This is a genomic window from Mesorhizobium sp. GW821-FHT07A06, assembly GCF_059419085.1.
Genome location: NZ_JBWKRC010000001.1, coordinates 100,680 through 117,443 on the forward strand (window position 1 = coordinate 100,680; position 16,764 = coordinate 117,443).

General features: G+C 63.4%; 17 protein-coding genes. 11 read left to right on the forward strand and 6 right to left on the reverse strand.

Annotation, left to right across the window (positions count from 1 at the left end; translation table 11 throughout):
* Nucleotides 1-86 precede the first annotated feature (86 nt).
* Complete coding sequence (gene dxs / locus AC07SZ_RS00525) at nt 87-2,000, forward strand: 1-deoxy-D-xylulose-5-phosphate synthase (RefSeq protein ID WP_494912973.1); 1,914 nt, start codon at nt 87-89, stop codon at nt 1,998-2,000.
* A gap of 148 nt (nt 2,001-2,148) precedes the next feature.
* A complete protein-coding gene (locus tag AC07SZ_RS00530; protein ID WP_056563990.1) occupies nt 2,149-2,448 on the forward strand; it encodes a hypothetical protein in 300 nt (99 codons plus the stop codon).
* Here the strand turns inward: AC07SZ_RS00530 and AC07SZ_RS00535 are convergent.
* Entirely contained in the window at nt 2,445-2,846 is a 402-nt protein-coding gene (locus tag AC07SZ_RS00535) for a GFA family protein (RefSeq protein ID WP_494912974.1), read from the reverse strand. The genes AC07SZ_RS00530 and AC07SZ_RS00535 overlap by 4 nt on opposite strands.
* Before the next feature lie 165 nt (nt 2,847-3,011).
* On the opposite strand from AC07SZ_RS00535, the gene AC07SZ_RS00540 reads away from it, so the two are divergent.
* The 3 genes from AC07SZ_RS00540 (at nt 3,012) to AC07SZ_RS00550 (ending at nt 7,552) form a co-directional block, all read left to right on the forward strand.
* Nucleotides 3,012-3,776 (forward strand): TlyA family RNA methyltransferase, encoded by a 765-nt coding sequence (locus AC07SZ_RS00540; RefSeq protein ID WP_494912975.1) that lies wholly within the window; start codon nt 3,012-3,014, stop codon nt 3,774-3,776.
* Nucleotides 3,773-5,017: a class I SAM-dependent RNA methyltransferase gene (locus AC07SZ_RS00545; protein WP_494912976.1), complete on the forward strand. Its 1,245-nt coding sequence runs from the start codon at nt 3,773-3,775 to the stop codon at nt 5,015-5,017. Before AC07SZ_RS00540 ends, AC07SZ_RS00545 begins: the two co-directional genes overlap by 4 nt.
* Before the next feature lie 144 nt (nt 5,018-5,161).
* Nucleotides 5,162-7,552 carry a caspase family protein gene (locus tag AC07SZ_RS00550; protein WP_494912977.1) on the forward strand — a complete coding sequence of 797 codons (2,391 nt, stop codon included), beginning with the start codon at nt 5,162-5,164 and terminating at the stop codon, nt 7,550-7,552.
* Nucleotides 7,553-7,755: 203 nt separating this feature from the next.
* Here the strand turns inward: AC07SZ_RS00550 and AC07SZ_RS00555 are convergent, their stop codons facing one another.
* On the reverse strand, nt 7,756-7,944 hold the full coding sequence (locus tag AC07SZ_RS00555) for a hypothetical protein (RefSeq protein WP_494912978.1): 189 nt from the start codon (nt 7,942-7,944) through the stop codon (nt 7,756-7,758).
* Between AC07SZ_RS00555 and AC07SZ_RS00560 the strand changes: the two genes are divergently transcribed.
* A complete protein-coding gene (locus AC07SZ_RS00560) occupies nt 7,943-8,068 on the forward strand; it encodes a hypothetical protein (protein WP_274534531.1) in 126 nt (41 codons plus the stop codon). The genes AC07SZ_RS00555 and AC07SZ_RS00560 overlap by 2 nt on opposite strands.
* A 164-nt stretch (nt 8,069-8,232) precedes the next feature.
* On the opposite strand, the gene AC07SZ_RS00565 is transcribed toward AC07SZ_RS00560, so the two are convergent.
* The 4 genes from AC07SZ_RS00565 to AC07SZ_RS00580 all read right to left on the reverse strand — a co-directional run bounded on the left by AC07SZ_RS00565 (nt 8,233) and on the right by AC07SZ_RS00580 (nt 11,981).
* Nucleotides 8,233-8,871 (reverse strand): transglutaminase-like cysteine peptidase, encoded by a 639-nt coding sequence (locus AC07SZ_RS00565; protein WP_494912979.1) that lies wholly within the window; start codon nt 8,869-8,871, stop codon nt 8,233-8,235.
* 196 nt (nt 8,872-9,067) lie between these two features.
* Nucleotides 9,068-9,775 carry an NAD-dependent deacylase gene (locus AC07SZ_RS00570; RefSeq protein ID WP_494912980.1) on the reverse strand — a complete coding sequence of 236 codons (708 nt, stop codon included), beginning with the start codon at nt 9,773-9,775 and terminating at the stop codon, nt 9,068-9,070.
* A gap of 66 nt (nt 9,776-9,841) precedes the next feature.
* Nucleotides 9,842-11,254 (reverse strand): metalloprotease TldD, encoded by a 1,413-nt coding sequence (gene tldD / locus AC07SZ_RS00575; protein ID WP_494912981.1) that lies wholly within the window; start codon nt 11,252-11,254, stop codon nt 9,842-9,844.
* Between the two features lie 166 nt (nt 11,255-11,420).
* Nucleotides 11,421-11,981 (reverse strand): invasion associated locus B family protein, encoded by a 561-nt coding sequence (locus tag AC07SZ_RS00580; protein ID WP_056563969.1) that lies wholly within the window; start codon nt 11,979-11,981, stop codon nt 11,421-11,423.
* Between the two features lie 377 nt (nt 11,982-12,358).
* Between AC07SZ_RS00580 and coxB the strand changes: the two genes are divergently transcribed.
* From coxB to AC07SZ_RS00605, 5 genes are all read left to right on the forward strand, one after another.
* Nucleotides 12,359-13,258, forward strand: coding sequence for a cytochrome c oxidase subunit II (coxB, locus tag AC07SZ_RS00585; protein ID WP_081294769.1), 900 nt, complete (start codon nt 12,359-12,361; stop codon nt 13,256-13,258).
* Between the two features lie 38 nt (nt 13,259-13,296).
* Nucleotides 13,297-14,949, forward strand: a complete 1,653-nt coding sequence (gene ctaD / locus AC07SZ_RS00590) for a cytochrome c oxidase subunit I (RefSeq protein WP_056563964.1) — start codon at nt 13,297-13,299, stop codon at nt 14,947-14,949.
* A 74-nt stretch (nt 14,950-15,023) separates the two neighbouring features.
* Entirely contained in the window at nt 15,024-15,968 is a 945-nt protein-coding gene (locus tag AC07SZ_RS00595; protein WP_056563961.1) for a heme o synthase, read from the forward strand.
* Nucleotides 15,965-16,132 (forward strand): cytochrome c oxidase system small membrane protein, encoded by a 168-nt coding sequence (locus AC07SZ_RS00600; RefSeq protein WP_056563959.1) that lies wholly within the window; start codon nt 15,965-15,967, stop codon nt 16,130-16,132. Before AC07SZ_RS00595 ends, AC07SZ_RS00600 begins: the two co-directional genes overlap by 4 nt.
* A complete protein-coding gene (locus AC07SZ_RS00605) occupies nt 16,132-16,764 on the forward strand; it encodes a cytochrome c oxidase assembly protein (RefSeq protein WP_494912982.1) in 633 nt (210 codons plus the stop codon). Before AC07SZ_RS00600 ends, AC07SZ_RS00605 begins: the two co-directional genes overlap by 1 nt.

A 16,764-nucleotide genomic window follows, 5' to 3' on the forward strand; every position in this document is an offset into this window, starting at 1 on the left:
GACCTGCTTGATCCGCGTCACCGACACGCATTTACTTTCGCAGGCCGGCGGCCTATCCCGCCGTTGAACAGAAAGCCCGAACTCCCGTGAACGCAACGCCGCATACGCCGCTTCTCGACAAGGTCCGCATTCCGGCGGATTTGCGTGCGCTTGACGAGAGCGAACTGCCGCAACTGGCATCAGAACTCCGTCTCGAACTGGTCGACGCGGTGTCCCGCACCGGTGGCCATCTTGGCGCCGGCCTTGGCGTGGTCGAACTGACGGTCGCGCTGCACTATGTCTTCAACACCCCGGACGACCGGCTGATCTGGGATGTCGGCCATCAGGCCTATCCGCACAAGATCCTGACCGGCCGCCGCGATCGCATCCGCACGCTGCGCCAGGAAGGCGGCCTGTCCGGCTTCACCCGCCGCGCCGAGAGCGAATACGATCCCTTCGGCGCCGCCCATTCCTCGACATCGATATCGGCGGGCCTCGGCATGGCCGCGGCGCGCGACCTCTCCGGTGGCCGCAACAACGTCATAGCCGTCATCGGCGACGGCGCCATGTCGGCCGGCATGGCCTATGAGGCGATGAACAATGCCGGTGCGCTCGACGCCCGTCTCATCGTCATCCTCAACGACAACGACATGTCGATCGCACCGCCGACCGGCGCGATGAGCGCCTATCTGGCGCGGCTGGCCTCGGGCAAGGCCTATGCCGGCCTGCGCGACTTCGGCAAGAAACTGACGTCCTATCTCGGCAAGCGCGCCGATCGTGCCATCACAAGGGCTGTCGAGCATGCGCGCGGTTACGTCACCGGCGGCACCTTGTTCGAGGAACTCGGCTTCTACCATATCGGCCCGATCGACGGCCATAATCTCGAGCATCTGATCCCGGTCCTGAAAAACGTCCGCGACAATGGCGAAGGCCCGGTGCTGATCCATGTCGTCACCCAGAAGGGCAAGGGCTACGCACCGGCGGAAGCCGCCGCCGACAAATATCACGGCGTCAACAAGTTTGACGTCATCACCGGCGCGCAGGCCAAGGCGCCGGCCAACGCACCGGCCTACACCAAGGTGTTCGCCGAAAGCCTGATCCAGGAGGCGCGCGAGGACGATCGCATCGTCGCGGTCACCGCCGCCATGCCGAGCGGCACGGGGCTGGACCTGTTCGGCGAAGTGTTCCCGTCAAGGACCTTCGATGTCGGCATCGCCGAACAGCATGCGGTCACCTTCGCGGCGGGCCTGGCGACCGAAGGCTACAAGCCGTTCGCGGCGATCTATTCGACCTTCCTTCAGCGCGCCTACGACCAGGTCGTCCACGACGTCGCGATCCAGAAACTGCCGGTTCGTTTTCCCATCGACCGCGCCGGCTTCGTCGGTGCCGATGGCGCCACCCATTGCGGTGCCTTCGACACCACTTTCCTGGCAAGCCTGCCGGGCTTTGTCGTGATGGCCGCCGCCGACGAAGCGGAGCTGCGCCACATGGTGCGCACCGCGGCAAGCTATGATGATGGCCCGATCGCCTTCCGCTATCCGCGCGGCAACGGTGTCGGCGTCGACATGCCGGAGCGCGGCTCGGTTCTCGAACTCGGCAAGGGCCGCATCGTCAGGGAAGGCACAAAGGTGGCGCTGCTGTCCTTCGGCACGCGCTTGCAAGACTGCCTGATGGCTGCCGAGGAACTCGGCGCGGCCGGGCTTTCCACCACCGTCGCCGATGCCCGCTTCGCCAAGCCGCTCGACGAGGATCTGATCCGGCGGCTGGCCCGTTCGCACGAGGTTCTGGTGACGGTGGAGGTGGGCGCCATTGGCGGCTTCGCCAGCCATGTGCTGCAGTTCCTCGCCCACGAAGGACTGCTGGAAAGCGGCCTGAAGGTGCGCCCGCTGGTGCTGCCTGACGTGTTCGCAGATCACGCCAAGCCGGAAAAAATGTATGCCGATGCCGGCCTCGATGCCGCCGGCATCGTGCGCACCGTTTTCACCGCGCTCGGGCATACGGCCCGGGCCCAGCGCGCCTGAATCAAAACCTCAAGCGCTTGAATCAGTTTGCCGGCTTGATTTATTAACGCATTGTTTACGCTGCTGTTTGGCGCTTTGCTTACCGTGTCTCTTGGCCGTTTTTCAATGGCGCCCTGCTAGATCGACGTCAGGCAGGGAGACAATAACAATGAAGACGCTTTTGTGCGGCGTGGCACTTTTAGCCATCATCGCGACACCCGCCGCCGCCGAGACGCGTTATGACCGCAATCTCGAAAAGGCGGCGATGGGCATCGTCGCGAGCAAAATGGGCGATCTCAGAGGCGGCTTCTCCTATAAGCAGGTGCCGCAATTGGTGGTCGTGTCGGAACCAGCGCCTGCGTCCGCGGGTGCGGGTGCGGCTGAGCCTCCACGGGAGCAAGCTTCAGGGGATCGGCACGACGGCTTGTCTCCTGCCGTCGAGCGCCAGGTGTCGCGCACTATCTTCTAGAACCACATGTCGCGCACGCAGCGGCCATCGCGCGGCAGGTCGTCGAAAGTGTCAAGACCATCGAAATGGTCGATCGGCAGATCGGCCACGGCCTCGAGCGGCGCCAGCCGCACATTGACGGCGATACGCGTTCGACCGGAGGCATCGGCGCGCAGGCCGCGCCAGGCGAGCACGCAGGCGCAGGTCGGGCAGAACAGGATTTCGAGCGAAGGCGTATCCTTTCCGGCGCGCGTGTACCTAGCCATCGGCCCCGCGACGCGAATGCGCTCATCGGCATAGTCATAGGCCCAGAGCACGCCATAGCGGCGGCAAAGCGTGCAGTTGCAGGCGGTGATCGGCCCCGGATCGCCCTCAAGGGTCCAGTGGGTTGCACCACAGTGGCAGGTTCCCGTCAGCATTCTTTGTCCCCGGGTTCCGACGATGGAGGTTCTCCTCCTCGATTACCATTTTGCCGAACCCGATGCGATGCGTGCAAGCCGCGGCGCGGCCTGATGCGCTCGCCGCTCTTTCCTTGTTCGGTCCAATGTCCTTGCCTTCGCCGCCAGCTTTCGCCATGAAGGCCGATGAACTCGCCTCTGCCAGCCAGCACCCGCCAGCGGCTCGACGACCTGCTCGTCCAGCGCGGCCTGTTTGCCAGCCGCTCGCGTGCCCGCGACGCGGTCGAGCGTGGCGCGGTGACGGTTGATGGCACCATTGCCCGCAAGCCCGGTCAGAACGTTTCGCCGCAATGCCTTGTTGTCATCGATGATCCGGCGCAAGGCTATGTCTCGCGCGCGGCACTGAAGCTGATCGGCGGGCTCGACCACTTCAGCCTCGACCCAGCCGGCCGCGAAGCGCTCGACATCGGCGCCTCGACCGGCGGGTTCACCCAGGTGCTGCTCGAACGCGGCGCCGCCCATGTCACGGCAATCGATGTGGGTCATGGCCAGATACATCCTGATATTGGCAAGGACCCGCGGGTGACGGTCGTCGAAGGGCTGAACGCCCGCGATATCACCATCGCTGACCTTGCCGGCCGTGTTCCAGGTTTCATCGTCTCCGACGTCAGCTTTATCTCGCTGAAGTTGGCGTTGCCGCCGGCGCTCGCCATTGCGAAGCCCGGTGCCGCCGGGATCTTTCTGGTCAAGCCGCAATTCGAGGCGGGTCGCGAGGCGATCGGCAAGGGCGGCCTCTTGAAAGACCCCTTCGATGCCGCCCGGGTCGCGGGCCTGCTGCAGGATTGGCTGGACACCGTGCCCGGCTGGCGCTCGCTCGGCCTGCATCTGTCGCCAATCGAAGGCGGCGACGGCAATCGCGAATTCCTGCTCGGTGGGATCAAGGATCGATGAGCGCGCGCTTTACCATCAAAAAGCTTGGCGCCCAGGGCGACGGCATTGCAGAGACCGAAGGCGGCGATCTGTTCATTCCCTTTACGCTGCCCGGGGAGACCGTCACCGCCGCGCGCGAGCGGGATCGCGCCACGTTGATGGCGGTGCTGGAGGCTTCGCCACTGCGCATCGAGCCCGCCTGCCGCCATTTCACGGAGTGCGGCGGCTGTGCCCTTCAGCATTTCGAGGCCGAAGCCTATCGCCAGTGGAAACGCGAGAAGGTGGTGCACGCCCTGAAGGGCAAGGGCATCGAGTGCGACATCGACGCGCTGGTTGCCTGCGCGCCGCGGACGCGACGCCGTGTCGTGCTCGCCGCGCGCCGCACCGATACAGGCACGCTGCTCGGCTTCAATCGCCATCTGTCGCCTGAAATCATTTCCATATCGGAATGTCCGATCTCGCTGCCTGAAATCGTCGGAGCGCTTGGCCAGTTGAAGGCGCTCGCTGACTTGATATGCGCCACCACCAAATCTTTCCGGATGGCGGTCACCGTGACCGGTTCCGGCCTCGATGTCGCGGTGCATGACTCCGGCAAGCTCGGCGAACACCAGCGCCGCATCGCGTCCAATTTTGTCCTTGCGCAAGGCTTTGCCAGGCTGTCCGTCGATGACGAGATCATCATCGAACCGAGGAAGCCCGTGGTGATGTTCGGCAGCGTCGCGGTCGCCGTGCCGCCGGGTGCCTTCCTGCAGGCAACCGAAGCAGCCGAGCAGACGATGGCCGAGATTGTCGGCGGACATCTCAAGCGCGCCAAGAAGATCGCCGACCTTTTCGCAGGCTGTGGCAGCTTTGCGCTCCGGCTCGCGGCGAGGTCGGAAGTCCATGCCGTGGAGGGCGATGCGGCGGCACTTTCGGCGCTCGACCGGGGATCGCGCTTCGCGACTGGCATCAAGCGGGTGACGGGCGAACGCCGCGACCTGTTCCGCCGACCCTTGACCTTCAAGGAGTTGAACGCCTTTGACGGCCTTGTCTTCGATCCGCCGCGAGCGGGTGCCGAGGACCAGTCGAAGCAGATCGCCCGCTCGGTTGTTCCATTCGTTGCCGCGGTGTCCTGCAACCCGGTGACGCTTGCTCGCGACCTGCGCATCCTCGTCGACGGCGGCTACACCTTGAAAAGCGTGACGCCGATCGACCAGTTCCTGTGGTCGCCGCATGTCGAGGCGGTCGCCCTGCTGGAAAAGCCGAGGAAAAGGCGCGGCTGAGCCGGACGATGATCACGTTTCGTTGAAACCGGGCAATCCGACCGCGCGATACCGAAAGACGTCGGATTAACGCCGCAAAGCTGCCTTTTTGCGCAAGCCTAGTCTGGGCTCTGGGGCGGAAGCATCGTCACTCTCACCTGCCGGATGATCGCAATGCGGACGGTCTTGAAATTCCTCGCCTTCTTCCTCGCTCTCTCCATTCTGGCATTCGGCTCTACGGCCGGGGCGCTGGCGCAAGGCGAAAAGCGCCTAGCCTTCGTCATCGGCAATGCCGCCTATCCCGCCAGCGCGCTGACGACGCCTGCCAATGATGCGGGCTTGATCGCCCAGACATTGCAGGCGGCCGGGTTCGACGTGGTCGGCGCGCGCGACGTCGACCAGGAATCGCTGCGTGGCGCTTATCGCGATTTCCTCGCCAAGGTGACCGCGGCCGGCCCCGACGCGGTGGTATTTGTTTATCTGGCCGGGCAGGGATTGCAGTTCGAAGGTGAGAATTATTTCGCGCCCGTCGATGCCGAGATCGCCAATGCGGCTGACGTGCCGATGGCAGCGGTGCGGATTTCCGACCTTACAAAGCCTCTCGCCGCGCTGCCGACGAAGGTCAACATCGTCGTGCTCGACGCCGCGCGGCCAAATTCTTTCGCCAAGTCGAACCAGCCGCTGGCCGGTGGCCTCGCACTGGTCGATCCCGACCCGAACATGCTGATCGCCTTCAACGCAGCCCCGGGCACGGTCGCGCCGGAAGGCAAGGGGCCGTATGGGGCCTATGCCCAGGCGCTTGCCGAGATGATCAGGGATGGTGGCCTGCAGCTGGGCGATGTGTTTGACCGCACACGGCTGCGGGTCAATGAAGTGACTGATGGCGCGGAGGTGCCTTGGAATGCCTCCAAGATCACCGATCCCTTTGTCTTCTTCGATCGCGGCCCGGATGCTCCGGCGCCGCAGGTCTCCGCCGCCGAGGTGCGTACCAACCGGACTAAGGAGATACGCGATTTCGATGCGCGTGATGCCTACATAGCGGCTCTCGATCGCGACACGATGCGCGGCTACGAAGATTTCATCGTTGCTTATCCGCATGATCCGATGGCCAAGCGCGTGCGCGCGATCCTGGCGGCGCGGCGCGAGGCTATCACCTGGCGCCAGACCTGGCTCAGGGACACGCCCGAAGCCTACTGGTCCTATCTCGATCGCTATCCGCATGGCCCCCATGCCTGGGACGCCCGCCGCAGGCTCGAGCATTTCGACGCCGCCCTGGAGCCGCCGCAGAATTTCGCGGTCTATGACTATGACGTGCCGCCGCCACCGCCGGAAGAGATCGTCTATGTCGACCGGCCCGTGCTCTATTTCGACGATCCGGAATTCGACTTCGATCCACCGCCGCCCGTGGCGGTGATCTTCCTGCCGCCGCGGCCGCGCGACTTCATCGAATTGCCGCCACCCCCGCCGCCGGTCGGGATCTTCGTGCTGCCGACGCCTGTCTTTGTGCCGGTGCCTGCCTGGGTGAACCCGCCGCATGACATCTTCCCGCCGCCGAACGACGTCATCTTCAACAATATCCACAACACCACGATCATCAACAACACGACGATCAACGAGACCAACAACCAGGGCGGTGGCCTCACCACCGGCCAGAAGCTGACTGCTGGCGCCGTGGGCCTGGGTGCTGCCGCCCTGGCGACCAAGGTGGCGTTGCCGGCTTTCCTGCAGAAAAAGGAAACCGTGCTGTCCAAACAGAACCCCGGCGGCCTGCCGCTGAAGCTGGGGCAGGGTGGCCAACAGCCGGGTGGTGCCAGGCCGTTGTCGAAGACATTGCCTGCCGACAAGCTGACAGGTCATGCCTTGCCCGGCGCTGACGGCAAGACCCTGCCGCTCGTCAATGGCAAGCCGGTGCTGAATGGACAGAACCTGCCCAACAACAAGTCCAGGAAGCTCTTGAACAAGCAGGTCACGGCAGGTGGAAACGCCGCCGTGACCGGCAACCCGGTGGTGAATGGGCAAAACGGGACCAATGGCCAGGGCAATGGGCAGGGCCAGAACGGTACCGGCAAGAAGCTCCGCAAGATCCCGGGCGTCAACGGCACGCCTGCGGCGAATCGAGCGAACAACCCATCGGCGCTCAATGGCCAGAATTCAAGCCAGAATCCGCCTAACGGCAAGTTCAGGAAACTTCACAATCAGGGCGGCGGCCAGACGAACGCCCAGGCCAATGGGCAAGGCAATGGGCTCAAGGGCGATGGCAAGGCTCCCAAATTCCGCAAGTTGCCTGTCAACGGCAACACTGGCGGCAATGTCCAGCAGAAATTCAAGGCCAACAACGGCAACCCGCAGCTGAAGGTGCAGGTGCAGCCCAGGCCGCAGAGGCCAGAGTTCCACGCCCAGCCGAGGCAGCAGATGCAGCCCAGGCCGCAGAGGCCAGAGTTCCACGCCCAGCCGAAGCAGCAGGTGCAGCGGCAGGCACAGCCAAGGCCGCCGCAGCCGCCAGCTGCCAGGAAGCCGTCTTGCGGGCATCCCAATGAGCCCGCTTGCAAGAAATAGCGCATGTCCCCCCAAAAGGTGATCCGCTTGGGTCGGGACATGCATAAGACAAAGGCTTGAAGCGCGTTGCTGGTCGCGTGGTGTGGGGTGAGTCGGCTTTGCCGGCCGGCGGCAAAACATGGCGGGCCGCGGCGGCGACCTGCGATCACATCACAACTGCGTGGTTGGCCACGGCCAAGATTGCGCAGTGCCTCGGCTCGCTGTTACCAGTCGATGTCGGGTGGGGTGTCAAAGGGAGTGACCACAATGAGGATTGCAAGCGTTCTGACGTCCATCGCTTTGGCCGGGTTCATTGCGACGGGAACCGCCGCGGCAGCGACGACGGCGGCGACCACGACGGCGCCGGCCACCACAACGGCCGCCCCCGCGAAGAAGGCAAAGACGACTGCCATGACGCCTGAAAAAACCGCGATTTCGAAGCAGTGTTCCGCGCTCGCCGACGCCCAGAAACTGCACGGCAAGGCCCGTGAAAAGTTCCGGGCCGACTGCAAGAAGAACGGCGGCAAGGCCGGCTGATCAGCCGCCTTCGCGGGTGAAGGTTTCGCCGCCAGCCTGCCAGCAAGGCTGGCGGCAATTCCGGAAAATGTGAACCGGGTTTCCGTCCGAGATCTGTTCGCCTGTGCCAGATCAAGGGCGGATGAAACCCACCAAACGCCTGAATGGCTGGATCGCCAGGCCGTTCAGTTCACGAGTTTGGCAACATTCGTGATGGCCTTCGGCGTGCCACCTCGCTGGTTGATCGACACCCAGACATTCGGGTTCTGCTGCGACTGCCGTTTCAGGAAATAGTAGCCTGTTGCGTTCCAGGGTCTGATTTCGTCGACCAGATTGTCGAGGACCAGATCGCCCTTGTCGGTTTTCACCGTCAGGATAGTGTGGCCTTCATTGTCAAGGTCGTGCACCACTGTCATCAGCAGCGCCTGCCGGGGAAATCCAGCCTCCTGAAGAAGCTTGCGCTTGTAGAGTGCGTAGATCTTGCAGTCGCCCTTGCCGTCAACCGGGTAATCCCAGTGGTCCGTCATCGTGCCCCAGTGGTCGAAATTGCTGACGGGTTTGATGGACCTGTTCGCCTTCTGATTTATCCGCTCGAGGGTGCGCAGGTTCTGCGCGGTCAGCTTGACGCTGGCGGCCGGGAGAGCGGGCACCTTGCACTCTTTTGGTCGGCGATGGCAGAAATCGAGCCAACCGTAGGGGACGCTGGTGGAGCCGCCAACGGCGGCGGAGAGTGACCCATCCGTGGATGGGCGCGTCGATATTCGCTTGAACAAGGTCGACTGCGCCGCCGCCGGGCTGACTTGCAGCGACGTCGCACCGATCAACGAAACGAAGCCAAGCAGGATAGACGAGGTCAGGACGGAGGAATGCCGCATTGCCAAAACCACCACCGCAACGAGGGAACTGGTGCTGCGTTCGTGCGCAAATGCAGCCCAGGCAGTTAAACACTTAACAATTTCCTAACTTGGATTGTGTTCACTTCAAGGTGCCGGCCAGGATTCAGGCCGGAAAACGTCTGCGTCAGCCCGCCGCCGAGAGAATACGTTCGACGAAGGCAGGCACCACTTGCGTCGCCGGTCCTTCCATCTGGTCGTCGAAGCGGGAGGCCCAGCCGGCGCATTTCAGGTTGAGTTCGATCGTCAAGGCGCCGGCGGCGCGCGCCTCCTCGACAAAACCCGCGGCCGGGTAGACGTTGCCGCTCGTTCCGATCGCCACGAACAGGTCGCAACGCGTCAACGCCTCGCCGATCTCTTCCATGCGGTAAGGCATCTCGCCGAACCAGACCACGTCGGGCCGCAACCGTCCCTTCGCACCGCAGGCTGGACATCCGGACTGAATAGCGATGTCGCCGGCCCAGGCGCTGCTTCCGCCACAGTCCTGGCAAAGCGCGCGGCCGAGCTCTCCATGCATATGGATCAAGTTTCGCGAGCCGGCGCGCTCATGCAGATCGTCGATATTCTGGGTGACGAGGAGGACGTCGCCTCGGATTTCGCGCTCCAGCCTGGCCAGTGCCGCATGGGCCACGTTCGGCTCGACGCTGTCCATTTGTCGCCGGCGCATGTTGTAGAAGTCCTGCACCTTGACGGGATCGCGGGCAAAACCTTCCGGCGTCGCAACGTCTTCGAGGTTGCATTTCGTCCAGACACCATCGGGATCGCGAAAGGTCGCGACGCCCGATTCCGCCGAAATGCCGGCACCTGTCAGGATGACGATCCTTGATCTGGGCATGGCCGGGCCGCCTGCATCCGGAAACATCACTTTGGCCGATGATGTTACCGAAACGGCTCCAAGGCCTCAAACCCTTGTGCCGCCAACCGTCATCTGGTTCATCCTGAGATGCGGCTGGCCGACGCCGACCGGCACGCCCTGTCCGGCCTTGCCGCACATGCCGATGCCATTGTCGAGCTTCATGTCGTTGCCGACCATCGAGACGCGGTGCATGGCATCCGGCCCGTTGCCGATCAGCATCGCCCCCTTGATCGGCTGCGTTACCTTGCCGTTCTCGATCATGTAGGCCTCGGTGCAGCCGAACACGAATTTGCCCGAAGTGATGTCGACCTGGCCGCCGCCGAAGGAGACGGCATAGATGCCGTTCTTGACCGAGGCGATGATCTCGTCCGGCTCCATGTCACCAGAAGTCATGTAGGTATTGGTCATGCGCGGCATCGGCTGGTGCGCGTAGCCCTCGCGCCTTCCGTTGCCGGTGGCCTTCATGCCCATCAGCCGGGCATTCTGCCTGTCCTGCATGTAGCCGACCAGCTTGCCGTCCTCGATCAGCACGTTGCGGGCCGACGGCGTCCCTTCGTCGTCGACGGTGAGCGAGCCACGCCGCTCCGGGATTGTGCCGTCGTCAACCACGGTGACGCCCTTGGCGGCGACCTGCTGGCCCAAAAGGCCGGCGAAGGCCGAAGTCTTCTTGCGGTTGAAGTCGCCTTCCAGCCCGTGCCCGACGGCTTCGTGCAGCATGACGCCCGGCCAGCCGCTGGACAGCACGATGTCGAAGGTACCGGCCGGGGCGGGAATGGCCTCGAGATTGACCAGCGCCTGACGGAGCGCTTCCTTGGCGGCATGCTTCCAGCTGTCCTCGATCAGGAATTCGCCAAAGGTCTTGCGTCCACCCATGCCGTAGGAGCCGCTTTCCTGGCGGTCGCCGTCGCCAACCACGACCGAGACGTTGATGCGGACCAGCGGCCTGATATCGCGCACCACCTGACCGTCCGCGCGTACGATCTCGACATGCTGCCAGGACGCGGCGAGCGAGGCCGTCACCTGGCGCACGCGTGGATCCTCGGCGCGCAGCCAGGCGTCAATTTCCTGCAACAGCTTTGCCTTGGCCTCGAAGGAAGGCGAGGGGATCGGGTTCTCGTCGCCGTAGAGATGGCGGTTGGTGCGGGCGGGCGGCGTGGCAAGCGTACCGGAATAGCCGCCCTTGACGGTCGCAACCGCAGCGGCCGCGCGCAGCAGCGAGGCCTCGGAGATGTCGCTCGAATGAGCGTAGCCACTGGCCTCACCGGCGACCGCGCGCAGGCCAAAGCCCTGGTCGGTGTTGAAGTTGGCGGTCTTCAACCGGCCATTGTCGAACATCAGCGCTTCGCTCTCGCTGTATTCGAGAAACAGTTCGCCGTCGTCGGCGCCGTTTATGGTGTCGGCAACGATCTGCTTGATACGATCGTCTGACATGTCGAATTGGCCGATCAGGCTGTTCATGGCGTGCACCCGTGGGAAGATTGCTTTCCCCCGATGTAGGCGCGAAGCCGCCCCCGCACAATCGGCAATGAAGATCGGTGTCGACGAAGGGGCGGCGGCCGGTTGATGCAAGCCCCGCTTCCGATCACGAAAGCCGCGTCAGCATCCGGGTTTCCGAAGGACGGGGTCAGGGAAGGGCGGCGAAACCCTCGGCAAATCCCTTGAGATCGACAGGGATGCCTATGCCTTCTTCAGGCGTCTGGAAGACGATGAACGTCGCCGACGTGCCGGTCTTCAGCGTGTCTAGGAGCGGCTTTTCCAGGATGACCTCGGCGTAGCAGCCGTCCTGGAAGCAGCGCACGAAATAGGCGCGGCCGATATCCTTGCCGTCGACGTTGAGGCCGAGACCGTTGGGCAACAGCACGCCGAGCGGCGCCAGCACGCGCAGGATCTCGGCCTTGTTGTCGGCGGTGCGCAGCACGACCACCGACAGGCCCATCTCCGGACGGTCCTCGGCAACGACATTCTGCATCATGACACATTGCTCGGAGGTCGCGCCTGCGGGCGTGTCGCAGATGATCGACCACGCGCCATGCGTCGAGCGCACCGTGCCGCTCGGCTGGGCCGCATCGGCCTCACTCGCGACGAACAGACCGGCTGTGGACAGGACGGCGAGAAACATGACCTTCGCCAGGGCTGTCGAAAGCCCCGGTCTCGTGTGCCTCAGTCTCGAAAGCCAAGAGTTCATGACGGCTCCATTGCGAATCACGGCACTTTAAGCCGCGCCAATGCCAAGTAAAGGACGAGACCGCGTCCGAACTGTCCCGAAACAGGCAATACAGCGCTTTTTACCGCCAATCTTGCCTGAATTACGACGCTTCGCGCACTCCGCCCGCATGAGGCGGGCGACCCGCCCGAGCATACGCGATTCGCCGCTGCGGCCGCCGCCACGGAAGAGCCGCGCCAGCTTGCGCGCAAAAATGCCGCACAGTTTCCTCCGCTCCTTTCTTGCGGAGGGAAAAAGAGTATGGTTTGAACCACCTTGAGACTGTCGGGATTCCCGTCCCGGCATTGTTCGTTATTCTCGTTGGCGCAGCCGCGAGGAACTGGGAGACGAAGAGGGCGATGAGAAATTTCCGAGCTGGCGCCAGGTTTCTAGCAAGTGCCAAGTTTCTGGGTGCTTGTGCCGCTGCCACGATTTTTGCCGGCACATCCGCCCATGCCGATCAGCCCGTGGCGTGGGAGACGACCTTCCAGGCGCCGGCGACCGATATGATGCGGCAGATCGAGTGGTTCGGAAACTACACGATGTGGTTCATCGTCCCGATCACCATTCTGGTGCTGCTTCTTCTCGCCTACTGCATCGTGAAATTCCGCGCGAGCGCAAATCCGGTCCCCTCCAAGACCAGCCACAACACGCTGATCGAGGTGATCTGGACCGTTGGCCCGGTCGTGGTCCTGCTTTGCCTCGCCATTCCCTCGTTCCAGCTCTTGACCGCGCAGTACACGCCGCCGGAAGAAGCCAAGCTGACCGTCAAGGCGACCGGCAACCAGTGGAACTGGGACTACGAGTACCAGACCGACAACACGCTTTCCTTCAATTCGGCCATCCTCCAGGATGGCGATCGCGCCAAGGCGGGCAAGGAGGATCGCAAGGTCTATCCGCGCCTGCTCGCCGTCGACAACGAGTTGGTGGTGCCGGTCAACACGATGACGCGCGTGCTTGTCACCGCGACCGACGTGATCCACTCCTTCGCCATGCCGTCCTTCGGCATCAAGATCGACGCCATTCCGGGACGCACCAACGAGACCTGGTTCAAGGCCGAGAAGGAAGGCCTCTATTACGGCCAGTGTTCGCAGCTTTGCGGCAAGGACCACGCCTTCATGCCGATCGCCATTCGTGTCGTCTCGGATGCGCAGTTCAAGACCTGGCTGGCGGCAGCCAAGACCGACCTGCCCGGCGCCAACAAGACGCTCATGGCCGAGGTCGAAGGCCAGAACAAGGTAGCGGCCGCCGGCAATTGATGCCGCGGGTTAGCAAGATTTAGGGAACGGAGCGGAACATGGCAGACGCTGCAGCTCACGACGGGCACGACCACAAGCCTTATCACGGTTGGGTGCGCTGGGTTTATTCGACCAACCACAAGGACATCGGTACGCTCTACCTGATCTTCGCGATCATGGCCGGCATCATCGGCGGCGCCCTGTCGGTTGCCATCCGCATGGAGCTGCAGGAGCCCGGCATCCAGATTTTCAGCGGCCTGGCGCAGATGGTCTACGGCATGAACGGTGACGCCGCGATCGATGGCGGCAAGAGCATGTACAATGCCTTTGCCACCGCGCACGCGCTGATCATGATCTTCTTCATGGTCATGCCGGCCCTGATTGGCGGCTTCGCCAACTGGATGGTGCCGATCATGATCGGCGCTCCCGACATGGCTTTCCCGCGCATGAACAACATCTCCTTCTGGCTGTTGCCGCCGGCCTTCATCCTGCTGCTCACCTCGATGTTCGTGCCGAGCGCGCCGGGCGCTTACGGTGTCGGCGGCGGCTGGACGCTCTATCCGCCGCTTTCGACCTCGGGTCAGCCCGGGCCGGCCATGGATCTGGCCATCCTGTCGATCCACATCGCCGGTGCCTCGTCGATCCTCGGTGCCATCAACTTCATCACCACCATCTTCAACATGCGCGCTCCGGGCATGACGCTGCACAAGATGCCGCTGTTCGCCTGGTCGGTGCTGGTCACCGCCTTCCTGCTGCTGTTGTCCCTGCCGGTGCTCGCCGGCGGCATCACCATGCTGCTCACAGACCGCAATTTCGGCACCACCTTCTTCGCGCCTGATGGCGGCGGCGACCCGCTGCTGTTCCAGCACCTGTTCTGGTTCTTCGGCCATCCGGAAGTGTACATCCTGATCCTGCCGGGCTTCGGTATCATCAGCCATATCGTCTCGACCTTCTCGAGGAAGCCGGTGTTCGGCTATCTCGGCATGGCCTACGCCATGGTCGCGATCGGCGCCGTCGGCTTCATCGTGTGGGCGCACCACATGTATACGACCGGCCTGTCGCTCGACACCCAGCGCTACTTCGTCTTCGCCACCATGGTCATCGCGGTGCCGACGGGCGTGAAGATCTTCTCCTGGATCGCAACGATGTGGGGTGGATCGATCTCCTTCAAGACGCCGATGCTGTGGGCGCTCGGCTTCATCTTCCTGTTCACCATCGGTGGCGTCACCGGCGTCCAGCTGGCCAATGCCGGTCTCGACCGCTCGCTGCATGACACGTATTTCGTCATCGCCCACTTCCACTACGTGCTGTCGCTGGGCGCGGTGTTCGCGATCTTCGCCGGCTGGTACTACTGGTTCCCGAAGATGACCGGCTACATGTATTCGCCCGTCATCGCAAACACCCACTTCTGGGTCACCTTCGTCGGCGTGAACCTGATCTTCTTCCCGCAGCATTTCCTTGGCCTGGCCGGCATGCCGCGCCGCACCATCGACTATCCGGACGCGTTTGCCGGCTGGAACTATGTGTCGTCGATCGGCTCCTACATCTCGGCCGTCGGCGTGGCGATCTTCCTCTACGGCGTGTTCGAAGCCTTCCAGAAGAAGCGAATCGCCGGTGCCAACCCATGGGGTGAGGGCGCCACCACGCTCGAATGGCAGCTGCCTTCGCCGCCGCCTTTCCACCAGTGGGAGCAACTGCCGAAGATCAAGTAAGGCGGCTCCCGCCTGAATACAGAACCGCCGGCCCGCCGGCGGTTTTGGCCAACGGAATGATGGACTGAGTACGCATGGCCCTAGTCGACGAAACCAGCATTGACGAAGCGGGCTTCCGCATGTCGGAAGCGACGGCGGGCGATTTCTTCGCCCTGCTGAAGCCGCGCGTCATGTCGCTGGTGGTGTTCACAGCCTTCGTCGGGCTGGTCGCCGCACCCGTGACGATCAATCCCCTGCTGGCGGTGATCGCCATCCTTTCGATCGCCATCGGTGCTGGCGCCTCTGGCGCGCTCAACATGTGGTACGACGCCGACATCGACGCGGTCATGACCAGGACGGCCAGCCGTCCAGTGCCGTCCGGCCGGATCCAGCCGCACGAGGCGCTGAGCTTCGGCCTGGTGCTCTCGGTGCTTTCGGTGATGACGCTCGGCGTGCTGGTCAACTGGCTGTCGGCGACGCTGCTGGCCTTCACCATCTTCTTCTACGCCGTCGTCTACACGATGTGGCTGAAGCGCTGGACGCCGCAGAACATCGTCATCGGCGGCGCGGCCGGCGCGATCCCGCCAGTCATAGGCTGGGCCGCGGTGACCGGCTCGGTCAGCCTCGAAAGCATCATCCTGTTCCTGATCATCTTCCTGTGGACGCCGCCGCATTTCTGGGCGCTCGCGCTGTTCAAGTCCGAGGACTACGAGCGCGCCGGCATCCCGATGATGCCCAATGTCGCTGGCCAGGCGTCGACCCGCCGTCAGATCTTCGCCTATGCGCTGGTGCTGGCCCCTGTTGGCGTGCTGCCGTGGCTGCTCGGCTACACCACGCCCTTCTATGGCGTGGCCGCCATACTGCTCGGGCTCGGCTTTGTCTGGTACGCCTGGAAGGTGCTCGGCATGGCCGACGACGACCGCGCCATGAAGCCGGCCAAGGCGCTGTTTGCCTATTCGCTGCTTTATCTCTTCGCCATCTTCGCTGCCTACCTGGCCGACAGCGTTGTCGAACGCGCGCTTGCCATGGGTGGAGCATGATCATGGTCGAGGAGAAGCTCGAGACGGTCACCCTGACCGATCGCCAGAGGAAGGCCCAGCGCAGCCGGTCCATCGCCATAGGCCTGGCGCTGGCGGTGCTGGTCGTCATTTTCTACATCGCGACGATCGTGAAGTTCGGCCACAATTTGTCGGGCAAGATGTGATGAGCGTCGAGACGCCCAAAGAGACGGCCGGCAAAAACAGCAACCGCATCGTCGCTGCTGTTTGCCTTGCCTTCTTCACCGGCATGATCGGCATGGCCTATGCCGCCGTGCCGCTCTACAAGATGTTCTGCCAGGCGACCGGCTATGGCGGCACGACGCAACGTGTCGAGAAGCAGTATGCCGGCCGCGTGCTCGACCGCGAGATCACCGTCCGCTTCGACGCCAATATTGCCGGCGTGCCGTGGGAGTTCCAGCCGGTCCAGCGCTCGATGACCATGAAGATCGGCGAGACAGTGCAGGCGCACTATCAGGCGACGAACAAGTTCGATCGCCCAGTTACCGGCCGCGCCACCTTCAACGTGCAGCCGGAACTGGCGGGTCCTTACTTCAACAAGGTCGAGTGCTTCTGCTTCACCGATACGTCGCTGAAGCCCGGCGAGACGCTGGACATGCCGGTCCTGTTCTATGTGGACCCCGACATCGTGAATGTGCCGGAACTGAAGGACGTGAAGACGATCACGCTGTCCTACACGATGTTCCCGGTCGAGAAGAACAAGCCGGTCGCCTCCTCGGAGCCGGCCAAGGGCAACAGCAAGACAGTTTCAGATACCGAAGCAAATCTCGGGGGTTGA

Excerpts from the sequence above, each read along its gene's own strand:
- AC07SZ_RS00560 (WP_274534531.1), top strand. The coding sequence starts at position 7,943 with ATGACGCCTGAAAAAACCGCGATTTCGAAGCAGTGTTCCGCGCTCGCC.
- AC07SZ_RS00570 (WP_494912980.1), bottom strand. The coding sequence starts at position 9,775 with ATGCCCAGATCAAGGATCGTCATCCTGACAGGTGCCGGCATTTCGGCG.
- AC07SZ_RS00545 (WP_494912976.1), top strand. The coding sequence starts at position 3,773 with ATGAGCGCGCGCTTTACCATCAAAAAGCTTGGCGCCCAGGGCGACGGC.
- AC07SZ_RS00550 (WP_494912977.1), top strand. The coding sequence starts at position 5,162 with ATGATCGCAATGCGGACGGTCTTGAAATTCCTCGCCTTCTTCCTCGCT.
- coxB (WP_081294769.1), top strand. The coding sequence starts at position 12,359 with ATGAGAAATTTCCGAGCTGGCGCCAGGTTTCTAGCAAGTGCCAAGTTT.
- AC07SZ_RS00600 (WP_056563959.1), top strand. The coding sequence starts at position 15,965 with ATGATCATGGTCGAGGAGAAGCTCGAGACGGTCACCCTGACCGATCGC.
- AC07SZ_RS00535 (WP_494912974.1), bottom strand. The coding sequence starts at position 2,846 with ATGCTGACGGGAACCTGCCACTGTGGTGCAACCCACTGGACCCTTGAG.
- AC07SZ_RS00605 (WP_494912982.1), top strand. The coding sequence starts at position 16,132 with ATGAGCGTCGAGACGCCCAAAGAGACGGCCGGCAAAAACAGCAACCGC.
- tldD (WP_494912981.1), bottom strand. The coding sequence starts at position 11,254 with ATGAACAGCCTGATCGGCCAATTCGACATGTCAGACGATCGTATCAAG.
- AC07SZ_RS00595 (WP_056563961.1), top strand. The coding sequence starts at position 15,024 with ATGGCCCTAGTCGACGAAACCAGCATTGACGAAGCGGGCTTCCGCATG.
- AC07SZ_RS00555 (WP_494912978.1), bottom strand. The coding sequence starts at position 7,944 with ATGGCAGTCGTCTTTGCCTTCTTCGCGGGGGCGGCCGTTGTGGTGGCC.
- AC07SZ_RS00580 (WP_056563969.1), bottom strand. The coding sequence starts at position 11,981 with ATGAACTCTTGGCTTTCGAGACTGAGGCACACGAGACCGGGGCTTTCG.
- ctaD (WP_056563964.1), top strand. The coding sequence starts at position 13,297 with ATGGCAGACGCTGCAGCTCACGACGGGCACGACCACAAGCCTTATCAC.
- AC07SZ_RS00530 (WP_056563990.1), top strand. The coding sequence starts at position 2,149 with ATGAAGACGCTTTTGTGCGGCGTGGCACTTTTAGCCATCATCGCGACA.
- AC07SZ_RS00540 (WP_494912975.1), top strand. The coding sequence starts at position 3,012 with ATGAACTCGCCTCTGCCAGCCAGCACCCGCCAGCGGCTCGACGACCTG.